Origin of the sequence: Streptomyces anulatus, from assembly GCF_014650675.1 — a bacterium.
In the GTDB taxonomy this organism is placed as follows: domain Bacteria; phylum Actinomycetota; class Actinomycetes; order Streptomycetales; family Streptomycetaceae; genus Streptomyces; species Streptomyces anulatus.
In genome coordinates this window covers 222194-236675 of sequence record NZ_BMVK01000007.1, presented here as the reverse complement: position 1 = coordinate 236675, position 14482 = coordinate 222194, and the positions used below count along the sequence as shown (strand labels likewise).

General features: G+C 72.3%; 10 protein-coding genes and 1 pseudogene. 5 read left to right on the top strand and 6 right to left on the bottom strand.

What is annotated here, in order from left to right; translation table 11 throughout:
* The first annotated feature begins 14 nt into the window (after window positions 1-14).
* Window positions 15-419 carry an FKBP-type peptidyl-prolyl cis-trans isomerase gene (locus IE272_RS19680; RefSeq protein WP_190007386.1) on the top strand — a complete coding sequence of 135 codons (405 nt, stop codon included), beginning with the start codon at window positions 15-17 and terminating at the stop codon, window positions 417-419.
* Window positions 420-522: 103 nt separating this feature from the next.
* On the opposite strand, the gene IE272_RS19675 is transcribed toward IE272_RS19680, so the two are convergent.
* The 3 genes from IE272_RS19675 to IE272_RS19665 all read right to left on the bottom strand — a co-directional run bounded on the left by IE272_RS19675 (window position 523) and on the right by IE272_RS19665 (window position 6641).
* Window positions 523-4776 carry a non-ribosomal peptide synthetase gene (locus IE272_RS19675; protein WP_190007385.1) on the bottom strand — a complete coding sequence of 1418 codons (4254 nt, stop codon included), beginning with the start codon at window positions 4774-4776 and terminating at the stop codon, window positions 523-525.
* A 98-nt stretch (window positions 4777-4874) separates the two neighbouring features.
* Window positions 4875-6371: an amino acid adenylation domain-containing protein gene (locus tag IE272_RS19670; protein WP_190007384.1), complete on the bottom strand. Its 1497-nt coding sequence runs from the start codon at window positions 6369-6371 to the stop codon at window positions 4875-4877.
* A 33-nt stretch (window positions 6372-6404) separates the two neighbouring features.
* Entirely contained in the window at window positions 6405-6641 is a 237-nt protein-coding gene (locus tag IE272_RS19665) for an acyl carrier protein (RefSeq protein WP_050357605.1), read from the bottom strand.
* A gap of 318 nt (window positions 6642-6959) precedes the next feature.
* On the opposite strand from IE272_RS19665, the gene IE272_RS19660 reads away from it, so the two are divergent.
* Window positions 6960-7514, top strand: coding sequence for a M23 family metallopeptidase (locus tag IE272_RS19660; RefSeq protein ID WP_190007383.1), 555 nt, complete (start codon window positions 6960-6962; stop codon window positions 7512-7514).
* Window positions 7514-7795, top strand: a pseudogene (locus tag IE272_RS19655) (VOC family protein); the annotation flags it as partial. The gene IE272_RS19660 and the pseudogene IE272_RS19655, both read left to right, overlap by 1 nt.
* Window positions 7796-7911: 116 nt before the next feature.
* Here the strand turns inward: IE272_RS19655 and katG are convergent.
* Window positions 7912-10167 carry a catalase/peroxidase HPI gene (gene katG / locus IE272_RS19650; protein ID WP_190007382.1) on the bottom strand — a complete coding sequence of 752 codons (2256 nt, stop codon included), beginning with the start codon at window positions 10165-10167 and terminating at the stop codon, window positions 7912-7914.
* A 389-nt stretch (window positions 10168-10556) separates the two neighbouring features.
* Between katG and IE272_RS19645 the strand changes: the two genes are divergently transcribed.
* Entirely contained in the window at window positions 10557-10967 is a 411-nt protein-coding gene (locus tag IE272_RS19645) for a Fur family transcriptional regulator (protein ID WP_050357602.1), read from the top strand.
* Between the two features lie 13 nt (window positions 10968-10980).
* Here IE272_RS19645 and IE272_RS19640 read toward each other — a convergent pair whose 3' ends face one another.
* A complete protein-coding gene (locus tag IE272_RS19640) occupies window positions 10981-12195 on the bottom strand; it encodes a metallophosphoesterase (protein ID WP_057661419.1) in 1215 nt (404 codons plus the stop codon).
* Window positions 12196-12540: 345 nt separating this feature from the next.
* Here IE272_RS19640 and IE272_RS19635 point away from each other — a divergent pair, with 345 nt between their 5' ends.
* Window positions 12541-13374, top strand: coding sequence for a PIG-L family deacetylase (locus IE272_RS19635; RefSeq protein ID WP_032791121.1), 834 nt, complete (start codon window positions 12541-12543; stop codon window positions 13372-13374).
* A gap of 61 nt (window positions 13375-13435) precedes the next feature.
* Here the strand turns inward: IE272_RS19635 and IE272_RS19630 are convergent, their stop codons facing one another.
* Window positions 13436-14452, bottom strand: a complete 1017-nt coding sequence (locus IE272_RS19630; protein ID WP_190007381.1) for an MBL fold metallo-hydrolase — start codon at window positions 14450-14452, stop codon at window positions 13436-13438.
* Window positions 14453-14482: the final 30 nt, after the last annotated feature.

Below are 14482 nucleotides of genomic sequence, written 5' to 3'. Positions count from 1 at the left end.
GCGAGGGGACCGTGATGAGTGAACCGACGAAGCCGGTGATCGAGATTCCGGAGGGCGACGCGCCCACCGAACTGATGATCCGGGACCTCGTGGCCGGGGACGGACCCGAGGCGAAGCCGGGCAGGGTCGTCCAGGTCCACTACGTAGGGGTCACCTTCGCTTCCGGAAAGGAGTTCGACTCCTCCTGGGAGCAGGGCCGGCCGTTCAAGTTCGCCGTGGGCGGCGGCAGGGTCATCAAGGGCTGGGACCGGGGGGTGAGGGGGATGAAGGCCGGCGGCCGGCGCGAGATCATCGTTCCCCCACGTCTCGGCTACGGCAAGCAGTCGCCCTCTCCGCTGATCCCGCCGGGCTCGACGCTGATCTTCGTCGTGGACCTGCTCACCGTCGTGGGCGGGCCCGTCGGGACGAGGCCGGCCTGACCGCTTCGGCCCGAATCCGGCGCGCCGAGCGCCCGGGGACGTCCTGCGCCTCCCGGGGACGTCCTGCGCCGCCCACACCCGCCGGTGACCGCGCACGAGCTGCTCAGGGTCCGGGCAGCCAGCCCTCCCGGACGAAGTAGTCGGCGCAGGCGTCGAACAGCTTCTCGTCGACCTCGGGGCGGACCACCCCCGTCCCGGCCAGCGCGTCGTCCGTGGCACCGGGATCGAAGACCAGGCCCCCTTCGGAACCGCCCCCGGTGAACTCGGCCACCAGTGTGCCCAGCAAGGGGAAGGCGGCGTTCCCCGGGTCCTCGCCTATCCGCTCCAGCCAGGCACGCGGCTCGACCCCGGGCAGCTCGTACCCCCGGGCTCGCAGCCACTCCAACGCGGTCTCCAGCCGCAGGAGACGGCCGGACGCCACATGGAACGTCCGGCCCGACGCGGCGTCGCGACGGGATATCTCCACCAGCGCGTCGGCGACGTGGTCCACCGGAACGAGGTCGAAGGAGGTGCCCACTCCCACCGGGGCGGCCTGTGCCTGGACACAGCCCTTGAGCATCAGCCACAAGTAGTCGCCGCGCTGACAGGCCCCCGTCCGGCTGTGCCCCGCGATACGGGTCGGCCGATAGAGGGAGACCGGCAGACCCCGTGCCCGCGCCACCTCCACCAGCCCTTCGGCCACCCACTTGCTGCGGGTGTACCCGTGTTCCAGCGCTTCGGGGGGACCGGTCGGGTGCTCGGGGCCGATGAGGTGGGCCGCCGTGCCCGTGTAGACGCCCACCGTGGAGACGTGGTGCACCGGCACGGTGCGGTGCCGTGCGGCCAACCGCAGGATCGTCGCGGTCCCGTTCACCGTGGCGGCCTTGAGCCGCCCGTACGGCGAGACCAGGTTGACCGCCGCCCCCACGTGGTAGACCGCGTCGACGGTTCGCGCCAGTGCGTCGAAGTCCTTCCCGGACAGCCCCAGCAGCGGCTGGGCGAGGTCGCCGTGGACCACCGACACCCGCCGCTCGCAGCGGGCGTCCCACAGCCCGTACCCCTCCAGGACGGAGCGCAGCCGCTCGACGGCCTCCTCCCGGTCCGCGCCGCGTACCAGGCAGTGCACCGTGGCGTTCGTCCGCTCCAGCAGCGAGTGGACGGTGAAGGCGCCCAGGAACCCGGTGGCCCCGGTGAGCAGCACATGCGCGGGGTCCGATGCGACGGTGACCACCTCGCGGGCCGGGACGATGTCCGGGGGCAGCGCGATCTCGGCGTTCAGGTCAAGCCCTTCGGCCTGTGTGGCGCCGTCGATGAGGGCCGCGAGCCGGAACACCGTCGGGTTCGCGGGGATCGCGCTGAGCGGCAGTTCGGTACCGAGCTCCTGCCTCAGCCTCAGTACGAGCCGGGTGGCCAGCAGGGAGTGGCCGCCCAGGGCGAAGAAGTCGTCGCGGGCGCCGATCCGGGCGAGGCCGAGCACCTCGGCCCAGACCGCGGCGACACGTTCCTCGGTAGGGGTGGCAGGGGCGACGTAGCTGTCCGTGGGCGCGTCCAGCTGTTCGGGACGGGGGAGCGCGGCCCGGTCGAGCTTGCCGCTCGGGGTGCGCGGGAAGGCGTCGAGCGCCACGAGCACGGCGGGCACCATGTATTCGGGGAGCTGTCGGGCGAGTGCCCGACGCAGCGTCCCGGGCTCCGCCGTCCCCAGGTAGTAGCCCAGCAGACGGCGTCCGCCGACGGGCTGCTCCTGTGCGACCACGGCCGCGTCGGCGACCCGGGGGAGCGCCCGCAGCACGGACTCCACCTCGCCGGTCTCCACCCGATGCCCGCGGATCTTGACCTGGTCGTCGCGTCGCCCCAGACACTGGATCCGGCCGTCCGGCAGGTACCGGGCGAGGTCGCCGGTGCGGTACAGGCGGGTTCCCGCCACGGTGGGGAACCTCTGCGCGGTCAGTTCCGGACGCCCGACGTAGCCGTCGGCCAGGGCCTCGCCGGACACGCACAGCTCGCCCGCGGAGCCGACCGGGACGGGCCGCAGGAACGCATCCAGCAGCCGGATGCCGGTCCCGGCGACCGGGCGTCCGACGGACGGCAGGCCGGGCCAGTGCTCCGGGTCGCCCACCAGCCGTTCCGCGGTGACGACATGGGTCTCGGACGGTCCGTACTGGTTCTCCAGCACGGCGCGGGGGGCGCGGTCCCGGAAGAACTCCCGCAGGGCGGGGGTGACATGCAGTTGTTCCCCGGCGGTGACCACCTCGCGCAGTCCGGGCAGCCGCCGGTCCGTGGCGCAGGCGTACTCGGCGAGCTGCTGGAGGGCGATGAACGGCAGGAACAGCCGCTCCACGTGCTCGGCGCCGAGCAGATCGAGCAGGCCGGCGGGGTCACGGCGCACCTCCTCGTCGACCAGGACCAGTGTGCCGCCGGTCGCCCAGGTGCCGAAGAGCTCCTGGAACGCGACGTCGAAGCCGATCGGGGCGAACTGCAGGGTGCGCGTCCCCGGCCCGGCCTCGGACCGGGCGCCCTGCCAGGCGATCAGGTTGGCCAGCGCGCGGTGCGGCAGGGCAACGCCCTTGGGGCGTCCGGTCGAGCCCGAGGTGTAGATCAGGTACGCCGGATCGTCGGGGGACACCGCGGCCGGCTGTGCGCGCGAGGCCGTGGGGACGAGGTCGTCGACGGCCGGGGTCAGGGTCCGGACGCCGGGGACGAGACCGGAGAGGTCACGCTGGGCCAGTACCGTCCGGATGCCGCTGTCGGCGGCCATGTGAGCGATGCGGTCGGCCGGGTAGCCGGGGTCGAGGGGCAGGCAGCAGCTCCCGGCCTTGAGGACGCCCAGGACGGCGACGGCAAGCTCCGGGGAGCGGCGCAGACATACGCCGACGCGCTGCCCGGCGGCTCCGCCGTCCACGAGCCGGGCGGCCACGGCCGTCGCCGCCGCGTCCAGCTGTGCGTAGGTCAACGACCGTTCGCCGTGCACCACGGCGAGGGCGTCAGGGGTACGCAGGGCCTGGGCGGCGACGGCCTCGTGCGCCAGGGGCGCGCCGGACGCGGGCGCGGCGCCGTGCGCCCATGCGTCGAGGAGCGCGTGCTCGGACGGGGGCAGGAGATCGAGCTCGGCCAGGGGACGGTGGGGCTCCGCCGCGGCGGCCAGCAGCAGTACCGCGAGCCGCTGGGCGAGACGCTCGACCGTGGAGCGGTCGAACAGGTCGGTGGAGAACTCCGCGTAGCCGCGGAAGCCCCCCGCCTCGGGGATCAGGTGCAGGAAGACGTCGTACTTGGCCGTGCCCGCGTGCACATACACCCGCTCGGCTGCGACCCCCGGCAGATCCAGGGCCGGGGCAGGGGCGTCATCCAGGCCGAAGACCACCTGGAACAGGGGAAAACGGCCGGGTGAGCGCTCCACGTTCAGATCGCGGATCAGATGGGAGTAGGGGGCGTCGCGGTGCGCCACGGCACCCCAGACCTCCGCCTTGGCCCGAGCCACCAGGTCGGCGAAGGAGTCCTGCGGCGAGACGCGCTGCCGCAGCGGCATGACGTCGGACAGGCAGGCGATCATCGGCGTCAGGTCCTCGTCGTCGCGGCGGGAGACCGGGGTTCCGATGACGACGTCGTCCTGCCCCGACGCATGCGCCACGAGGGCGGCGACGGCGGCCGCCAGCACGGCGAACGGAGTCGCCCTGGCCGCACGGGCCAGTCGGCGCACCCCCGTACCGGTCTCCGCGTCGAGGACGAACTCCACCCGGTCGCCGCGGGTGCTCAGCACCGCGGGCCGTGGGCGGTCGGTGGGGAACGACGACTCCTCCGGGGCGCCGGCCAGGGTCTTCCGCCAATACTCCATGCAGGCCTCGGACGGTGCCCGCTGTTGTTCGGCATAGGGGCCGAACTGCAGCGGAATCTCGGGCAGGCCGCCTTCCGTGCCGGTCAGTGCGGCGCGGTAGAGCGCGCTGAACTCGGTGTCCAGCAGCCCCCAGCACCAGCCGTCGATCACCGCGTGGTGGATGGCCACGACGAGTACGGCGTCGTCATCGGCCACCCGCAGCAGCGTCGCCCGGAGCAGTGGCGGACGGTCCAGGGCGACGGGCCGGCCGGCCGCCTCGGCCAGTGCCCCGGACAGCTCCGCCGGGGTGACCGAGCACACGGTGAGGTCGACGGGGGACGGGCGGAGGACGGTCTGCCGGGGCACTCCGTCCACGAGGTGGAGCCGCGTGCGCAGCGCCTCGTGGCGGACCACGATGCCGTCCAGCGCCGCCCGGACGGCGTCGGGCACGATCCGGGCACCGCGAAGACGGTACGTCCAGGACTCCAGATAGCGCGAGGCGCCTTCCTGGAACTGATCGTTGAGCCAGACCGACTCCTGCTCGAAGGACATGGGATACGTGGGGTTCATGGGACCGAGCTCTCCGGGGTGGGTACGAAATGCGGGCGGGCGGTCGGCGAAGCGCCCGCGCGTGGTCTTCTGACGGCCGATCGGATACCGGCTCCGGGTCAGGGCGAAGCGCTCAGGGCGCGGTGGTCGAGCTTTCCGTTGGCCGTCGTGGGCAGGGCGGCCCGGTGCTCGACGGTGCGCGGCACCAGGTGGGCGGGCAGCAGGGCGGCCAGCGCACGACGGACGGCGCGGGCGCCGGGATCGTCGCCCTCCTCGGCGGTGTAGAACATCGCGAGCCGCTCGAACCCGCCGCTCTTTGCGGCGATCGGTACGACCACGGCTTCGCGTACGCCGGGGATGCCCCGGGCCGCGGCCTCGACCTCGGCCGGCTCGATGCGGTGCCCGGAGATCTTCACCTGGCGGTCGGCCCGGCCGTGGAAGTGCAGCACGCCGTCGGCGTCCAGGTGCCCCAGGTCGCCGGTGCGGTACACCCGGACCGGGGCGCCGCCGAGCACGACGGTCGGGAAGGCCGCGGCGGTGTCCTCGGGGGCGTTCAGGTAGCCGTCGGCCAGGCCGTCCCCCGACAGGCAGATCTCGGCCCGGTCGCCCGGGGCGGCCGGGCGGTCGCCATCGAGGAGATGGACGGCGGTGCCGTGGACAGGGGTCCCGATAGGGACCCCGCCGGCGCGGACGCAGTCCGCCGCGGTGACCCGGTGGGTGGTGGCGAACACACAGCTCTCCACCGGGCCGTAACCGTTGGTCAGGACGGTCTCCGGATATCTGGTCAGGAACCGTGCGACGTGCTCGGGCGAGAGGCGCTCGCCGCCCGTGAGGACCTGGCGGACGCCCGCGAAGCAGGGGCGGCGCGGGTCGTCCTCGTCCACGAACAGGTTGAACACGGTGGACGTCAGCCAGACGGTGTCCACACCGTTCCCGGCGACCAGGTCCGCGAGGGTGTCGGGCAGCAGGTAGTCCCCGGGTGGGATGACGCAGGTGCCACCGCTGGTCAGCGGGCCCCACAGCTCCATGCTGAAGGCGTCCCAGGCCGGCGGGGCGGCCTGCAGCACGACCCGGCCGGGGCCGAAATCGGCGAAGGCTCCGGGGCCGCCGAACAGACGGGTCGTGGCACGGTGCGGGGAGAGGACCCCTTTGGGGGTTCCGGTGGTGCCGGAGGTGAAGAAGACCGCGGCGGGAGCGTCGGGGCCGATGTCGGGAGCGGGCGCCGCCGTGCGACGGGCGGCCACCCGCGCCAACGATGCGGCGGGCGGCGACCAGAGGCCCGGGCCGGACTCGTCGGTGACCAGGACGGGCGAGCGCAGTGCGGCGGTCACGTGGGCGACTCGCTCCTGGGGCCAGCGCCGGTCCAGGGCGGCGTAGGCGGCGCCGCACTTGAGGACGGCGAGCAGAGCGACCGCCAGGCGGGACGAGCGGGGCAGCAGGACGGGGACCACGCTGCCGGGACGGACGCCCGCGGCGGAGAGTTCCTGGGCGTAGACATCGGACGCGGCGTCAAGTGTCGCGTAGTCGAGGTGCTCGCACCCGTCGATGAGAGCGGGGGCGGCGGGGCGTGTGCGAGCCTGTTCCGCCACGGCGGCGTGGATGAGGCGAGCGTGCATGGCGTGCGCTCCTGAGCGGCCGGAGAGAGGGGCTTAAGCGGCGAGGACAGCGGCGAAATCGCCCAGCGTGTCCGCCTCGAAGAGGGCATCCGGTGCGGCGTGCACGCCCCAGTCCTTGTTGAGGCGCGCGCAGATGCGCATGGCCTGCAGGGAACTGCCGCCGAAGTCATAGAAGTTGTCGTCGGGCGTGACCTGCGGGACGACGAGTATCTCGGCGATGATCTCAAGGACGACCGCGGTGGTGGGGGAAGAGAGTGCGTGCTGGGTCATGGAGGTTCTCCGGATGGTGAAGGCGGTTCCGACAGGTGGCGTGGATCCGAGAATCGCGAGAGCCCGACACCACCTCAGGTGAATCATCGAACAAGATCGCGAGTGAGCGAAGTGTCCACGGCCAAGAAGCATGCGACACGCCCTCGGCGCCCTCGGCGAAACGTGCCGCGGCCGACTCCTCGCGGGGGCGCGGTTGGCAGGGACCGGACATAGGCCCCGAGGCCCTTGTCCGCCCGGCGGCCGACGCCTGATCCTTGCACTCCTGCGCCCCGACGGGACGCGGAGGCCGGGTATCCGGGAACGTGGACGGAGTCGTACATGAGCGGGATGAAGAGAGTTCTGCGCCGCACGGCGGTAGGGGCGAGCGCGCTGCTCACGGCGGTGGGTATCACCATGACCGGGGCGTCCCCGGCCGCGGCGGTGGACTACTACTACGAGCTGCCTTACCCGGCGGGGGAGGCCTACACGGTGACCCAGGGGCCCGAGGGCACGTACTCCCACACCGGTCCCTACAACGAGTACGCGTGGGACTTCGGGCTCCCCGCCAACTACGAGGTGTCCGCCGCCCAGGCAGGCACCATCGTCTTCTCGAACTGGTCGCCGTACTGGCAGAACGGCATCGAGGTGCTCATCCGGCACTCGAACGGCCAGTGCACCCACTACGCGCACCTGAACCGGTCTTTCTATGAGCCGGGCGACTGGGTCCCGCAGGGCCGGATCGTCGGCTGGTCGGGCAGCACGGGCGCCTCCACGGCCCCGCATCTGCACTTCCAGGTGATCGACTGCAACAGCCGCGTGGGTCTGCCCGCCACCGTCCAGGGCTGGACCCCCTACACGGGGACGCGCCCCGTCAGCGTGAACCACTACGCCTGATCGACTGGACCGTCCACGAACTGACCGACGACCGCGCCCTGCTGCGCTCCGCCAAGGGCGTCGGGCCGTACCTGGAGTTTCGCCGTACGCCGGACGACGAGGTCGTCCGGAGCCGCATCCACCTCGACGTGATGTCCGACCGGGGCGAGGACCAGGCGACGGAGGTCGCCCGCCTCGAAGGTCTCGGCGCGACACGGGCCGACGTGGGTCAGGGCGACGTCTCCTGGGTTGTCCTGGCCGACCCGGAGGGCAACGAGTTCTGTGTCCTCGGCCGGGGCTGAAGCCAAGCTCCGCCCCCACGGCCGCCCGCCCTCGGGCCGGGGACCTCTCGGCGGTCGGGCTGCCGAGAGGTCCCTAGCGGTCCGAGGTCAGTAGGGGGCCGAGGGGGCGGCCGCGATCAGACCAGGTCGAAGCGGTCGAGGTCCATGACCCTGCTCCAGGCGGCGACGAAGTCCGTCACGAACTTCTGCCGCGCGTCGTCGCTCGCGTAGACCTCGGCGAGGGCACGGAGTTCGGAGTTGGAGCCGAAGACCAGGTCCGCGCGGGTGCCGGTCCACTTGACCCGGCCGGTCGCGTCGCGGGCCTCGAACTCGTCCTGCGTCGACGACGTCGACTTCCAGGTGATGCCCAGGTCGAGCAGGTTCACGAAGAAGTCGTTGGTCAGCGTGCCCGGACGGTCGGTGAGGACGCCGTGCTTCGAGCCTCCGGAGTTGGCGCCCAGCACACGCAGGCCGCCGACCAGGACGGTGGTCTCCGGGGCGCTCAGCGTCAGCAGGTTGGCCCGGTCGAGGAGCAGGTACTCGGCGGGCAGGCGGCTGCCCTTGCCCGCGTAGTTGCGGAAGCCGTCGTACACGGGTTCCAGGGCGGCGAAGGACTCGACGTCCGTCTGGTCCTGCGTGGCGTCGACCCGGCCCGGGGTGAACGGCACCTCCACCTCGACGCCGGCGTCCTCGGCCGCCTGCTCGACGGCCGCGTTGCCCGCGAGGACGATCAGGTCGGCCAGCGAGACCTGCTTGCCGCCCTTGGCGTTGAAGGACTCCTGGACGCCCTCCAGGGCGCGCAGGACCTGGGTCAGCTCGTCCGGGTCGTTCGCCTCCCAGCCGCGCTGCGGCTCCAGACGGACCCGGGCGCCGTTGGCGCCGCCCCGCTTGTCGCTGCCCCGGAAGGACGCGGCCGAGGCCCAGGCGGCCGAGACGAGCTGCGCCACCGTCAGATCCGTGGCGAGCACCTGCTCCTTGAGCGCGGCGATGTCCGCGGCGTCCAGCGGCTCAGCCGTGCGCGCGGGCAGCGGGTCCTGCCACAGCAGCACCTCGGAAGGCACCTCGGCGCCCAGGTAGCGCTGGATCGGGCCCATGTCGCGGTGCGTCAGCTTGTACCAGGCGCGCGCGAAGGCGTCCGCGAACGCGTCCGGGTTCTCGTGGAAGCGGCGCGAGATCTCCTCGTAGGCCGGGTCGAAGCGCAGCGACAGGTCGGTGGTGAGCATCTGCGGCTTGTGCTTCTTCGACGCGTCGTGCGCGTCCGGGATGGTCGCCTCCGCGTCCTTGGCGACCCACTGGTGCGCACCCGCCGGGGACTTGGTCAGCTCGTACTCGTAGGCGAAGAGGTTGTGGAAGAACTCGTTGCCCCACGTGGTCGGCGTGCTGGTCCAGGTCACCTCCAGACCACTGGTGATGGCGTCCCCGCCCTTGCCCGTCCCGTACGAGCTGCGCCAGCCCAGGCCCTGCTCCTCGATCGAGGCGCCCTCGGGGTCGGCGCCGACGCTCTCGGCCGGGCCCGCGCCGTGCGTCTTGCCGAAGGTGTGGCCACCGGCGATGAGGGCGACGGTCTCCTCGTCGTTCATCGCCATCCGGCGGAAGGTCTCGCGGATGTCGCGGGCGGCCGCGACCGGGTCCGGGTTGCCGTTGGGGCCCTCGGGGTTGACGTAGATCAGGCCCATCTGGACCGCGCCGAGCGGGTTCTCCAGCTCACGGTCGCCGGTGTAGCGCTCGTCGTCGAGCCAGGTGGTCTCCGGGCCCCAGTAGACGTCCTCCTCCGACTCCCAGACGTCCTCGCGGCCGCCGGCGAAGCCGAAGGTCTTGAAGCCCATGGTCTCCAGGGCGACGTTGCCGGTGAGGATCAGCAGGTCGGCCCAGGACAGCGCCTGGCCGTACTTCTTCTTGACCGGCCACAGGAGGCGGCGGGCCTTGTCCAGGTTGCCGTTGTCCGGCCAGCTGTTCAGCGGGGCGAAGCGCTGCTGTCCGGCGCCCGCGCCACCGCGGCCGTCGCTGATGCGATACGTACCGGCGCTGTGCCAGGCCATCCGGATCATCAGCGGCCCGTAGTTGCCGAAGTCGGCCGGCCACCAGTCCTGCGAGGTGGTGAGCACCTCGGCGATGTCCCGCTTCACCGTGGGCAGGTCGAGCCCCTGGAACGCGGCCGCGTAGTCGAAGTCCGCACCGAGCGGGTTCGCCACGGCGGGGTTCTTGGCGAGGATCTTCAGGTTGAGGCGGTCCGGCCACCACTGGCGGTTCCCGCCGCCCTGCGTAGGGTGCGGTGCGCGGCCGTGGGCCACGGGGCAGCCGCTCGCCTGTGCCTCGGGCACCTCGGGGACGGCCGTCTCGGGCGAATCCGGGGTGACGGGATCAAAGGCATGCGACTCGTGGTTCTCGGTCATGGCAATCCTTCCGGACCCGGTGGGTCGTGGGGGCGCTGAACGGGGGAGGAGGATTCGGTCCGCACAGAAGGGGCACGATGTATGCCAGGTCCCGCCGCGGCCGCACGAACCCCTCACGGACCACCGGACCGGACGGTCCCGGGCGGTGCGACGAGGGTGGCGCTCGGTCGGCGCCGCGCGGTCTGCCGACGGTGTCCCGCCGCGTTTCTCTGCTGCCGTACCGGAGTCTTCCTGTCTCTTGGATGTCGCCGGGATCGATCCTACGATGGACTTCGTCCAAGTCAAGAAGTGCGCTAAAACGATAATGACCGGGGCGTGGTGTCGTCGGATCCTTCCGGGGGCCGCACGGCCCCCGGAAGGATCCGACGACGCGGAGCAGGTGAACCGGGATGAGCGACCTCCTTCGACGGCTACGGGGCCGTGGCTGGCGATTGACCTCGCAGCGGCGTGTCGTCGCGGAGGTCCTCGACGGCGACCACGTGCACCTGACGGCCGACGAAGTGCATCTGCGGGCCGCCGCGCGACTGCCCGAGATATCCCGCGCGACCGTCTACAACACGCTGGGGGAACTCGTCACGCTCGGCGAGGTGCTGGAGGTCTCCACCGTGGGCCGGGCCAAGCGCTACGACCCGAACGCGCGCCGCCCCCACCAGCACCTGGTGTGCTCGGGCTGCGGCACGGTCCGCGACGTCCACCCGGTCGGCGACGCACTCGGCGACCTGCCCGAGGCCGAGCGGTTCGGGTTCGCCGTCGGCTCGGTCGAGATCACCTACCGGGGCCTGTGCCCGGCCTGCGCCTGACCGCCGGCACACGTCAGCCGGAACGCCGCGGGGAGCGGAGCACGAGCAGGGTGATCTCGCTGGGGGCGAAGACGCGGAAGGGCGGGCCCCAGAAGCCGGTGCCGCGGCTGGTGTAGAGAAGGGTGCGAGCGCCGTGGCTGCTGAGGCCGGCGACGGCCGGCTGGTCGAGGCGGACCAGGTAGTGGAAGGGCCAGATCTGGCCGCCGTGGGTGTGGCCGGAGAGCTGGAGGTCGATGCCGTGGGCCGCCGCGCGGTCGATGAACTTGGGCTGGTGGGCGAGGAGGAGGACGGGGTGGTCGGGGTCGGCGCCCCGGAGGGCTCCGGCGAGGTGGGCGCGGTGGCCCGCCAGTCCGGAGGACTCGGCCGTGACGTCGTCGACGCCGGCGACCACGAGGGTGTCGCCACCGCGTTCGAGCAGCAGATGGCGATTGCGCAGCGGCTCCCAGCCCAGCTCGCCCATCAGGTCGACCCAGCCCTGCGCCTCGCTGTAGTACTCGTGGTTGCCGGTGACGTAGACACGGGCCCGAGTCGCCTGCACGGTGCCCAGCGGGACGGCCTGCGCGCGACGGCGTTCGGCCGTGCCGTCCGCGATGTCGCCGGTGTGGCAGACCAGGTCGGCCTCCAGGGTGTTCACCGTCTCGCAGACCCGTGCGGACCAGCGGGCGCGGTCGAGCGGACCGTAGTGGGTGTCGGTGATCAGGACGACCCGGGTTCCGTCCAACCCGGCTCCCAGGCGCGGGAGTTCCACGTCGAGCCGGCGCACGCGCGGCACCCGCCGGGCCTCGGCGTAACCCCCGGCGAGCAGCGCGGCGGCGACGCCGAGGACGGCCCAGGTGACGATGCGCGCCCGGTCCTGACCGTCGCCGACGCCGCCCACGGTCAGGGCGAGCCGCAGCAGGACGCCGAGCAGCACGGACCAGGTGAACAGGACCCAGACGCAGCCCAGCAGCGTGTCACCGACGATCGCCGCCCGGTCCTGCTGGCGTCGCCCGTGGCCGCGCACCATCGCGAGCGGCATACCGGCCAGGCCGAGGACGGACAGCGCGGTGCCGATCAGGGTGACGGGGAGCGGCCAGCGCTGGCCGGTGTGCAGAAGAACCCAGCACGGCACGGCCCACAGGAGGACGGGGGCGATCAGGGGGATGTAGCGCATCAGACGCTGCAGTCGGCTCCGTGGCGCCTCCTGCGCCGCACCGGCGGCGGATCGGGTGTCACTGGTCTCGGTCACGCTTCCCCTCCTGAGGTTCTGTCCGGCGGACAGCCCATTGTGCGCCGTCCCGGGAAGGCGCCGTCCCGGGAAGGCGCGGCCCCGGTCACGGCACCCGGTGAAGGAGAGGCCGATGACGCGCGGCCTCCGAGGGCCACGGGAGGCCGTGGTCGCAATCCCCGGCCACGCGGGGAACAGTGGCCGGGCCGGCGCGGTTGCATCGTTCAGGGGACCGGCGCCGTGCGGGCGGGGGGACACGGAGGCCGCAGGGCCGTCCGCCCCTGTCGGGATCCGAGCTCCGGGATCGCGGCACGCATGCCCGCCGTAGACCCGGACCACAACGTATTCCTGCGGGAGGACCCTTTCATGACCGACCGGCCCTTGACTCTCATGGCAGTGCACGCCCACCCCGACGACGAGGCCACCGGAACCGGAGGAGTCCTCGCGCGGTACGCGGCGGAAGGCATCCGCACGGTTCTGGTGACCTGTACCGACGGCGGTTGCGGCGACGGACCGGGGGGTGTCAAGCCGGGCGAGCCCGGACACGATCCGGCGGCCGTCGCCTCGATGCGCCGTCGGGAGCTGGAGGCGAGCTGTGACGTCCTCAGGATCAGCGATCTGGAGATGCTGGACTACGCCGACTCCGGGATGATCGGCTGGCCGAGCAACGAGGCCCCCGGATCCTTCTGGCAGACCCCGGTGGAGAAGGGCGCCGCCCGACTCGCGGAACTCATGCGGCACTACCGCCCCGATGTCGTCGTCACCTACGACGAGAACGGCTTCTACGGCCACCCCGACCACATCCAGGCCCACCGCATCACGATGGCGGCACTGGAGATGACCGAGCTGACGCCGAAGGTGTACTGGACGACGATGCCCCGCTCGACGATGCAGCGGTTCGGGGAGACCATGCGTGAGTTCCACGAGGACATGCCGGAGCCGGATCCGGCCGAGGCCGCCGCGCTGGCCGAGATCGGTCTCCCCGACGACGAGATCACCACCTGGGTGGACACCACCGCGTTCAGCGGCCAGAAGTTCGACGCGCTGGCCGCGCACGCCAGTCAGGGCGAGAACATCTTCTTCCTCAAGATGGGCAAGGAGAGGTTCGGCGAGCTGATGGGCATGGAGACCTTCCTGCGCGTCCAGGACGCCACCGGCGCGGCCGTGCCCGAGAAGGACCTCTTCGCCGGACTCCGCTGACCGTCCGCGCGCCCGCGGCGGGGCGGACCGCCCGCCCTCTGCGCCGCAGAGGTACGGGCGCCTACGCCGTGGACGTACCGGCGCGCATGTCCGCGCCGTACGTCGTGCGGTAGTCCGGGACGACGATCCGGCTCGTGGGGGACTCCTTGTGGACCTGGGCGACGAACCCGTCCAGGTCCATCACCGGATCGCGGCGCGGGGGTTCGCTCAGGGGCTCCTCGAAGTTGTCCCAGTGGACGGGTACGACGACGCCCGGCCGGTCCAGGGCGCGCAGCAGCCTGGACGTATAGCGGAACACCGCGTTGCCGGCCGGCACGGCGACCATCGCGAGATCGGGGCGCAGCCCTTGCACGGCCTGCTCGGAGAAGTCGCTGGCGCCCATCAGGAACGCCGACGGGCCGTCGTTCCCCGCCGTCACCTGGAAGGCCAGGGTGTCGCCCTCCGGCAGATCGGAGATGGTCCTCGGCGCCGCCGCGGGGGGAGCGTTCAGCGTGCCCGGCGCGAAGTAGGAATGCCGTTTGTTGCGGCTGTGCAGGCTCGGCACGACCTGGACGGTGATTCCGTCGAAGTCCAGGACCTCGCCGCCCTTCACCACCGAGATCTGACCCGGGTCGACCCCGAACGCGACCAGCAGATGGAACGTGGTCTCCGTGCCGACGACCCGCGCGCCCGTGGATTTGGCGATGTGCGGCACGTCGGCGATGTGATCCCAGTGCGCATGGCTGACCAGAACGATCTCGGGGCGGCCGACGTGCTCCCGGACCAGGCCGGGGTCGGACCTCAACTTCGTACCCGGCTCGAGCCCTCCGTCGAACAGGCCGGTTCTGAACCGGGTGATGTAGGGGTCGAAGAGCACCGTCCGACCGCCGACGTCGATGCGCCAGCCGGAGGTGCCCAGCCACCGGAAGGAAGCCGAACCGGCGGCCGGGGCACCGCGCTGCGCCGCGGTGGCGGTGGCGTCGACCGTGGCGGCGAGCAGGGGGGCCGCCGCGCCGACCGCGGCGCCGCGCAGCACCGCACGGCGGCCGAATGCCTGGATGCGCCGCTTCGGACGCTGTACGTCTGTGTCCTTGTCCATGGCGTCAGGAGATCAGGGCGCGAGCCTCTT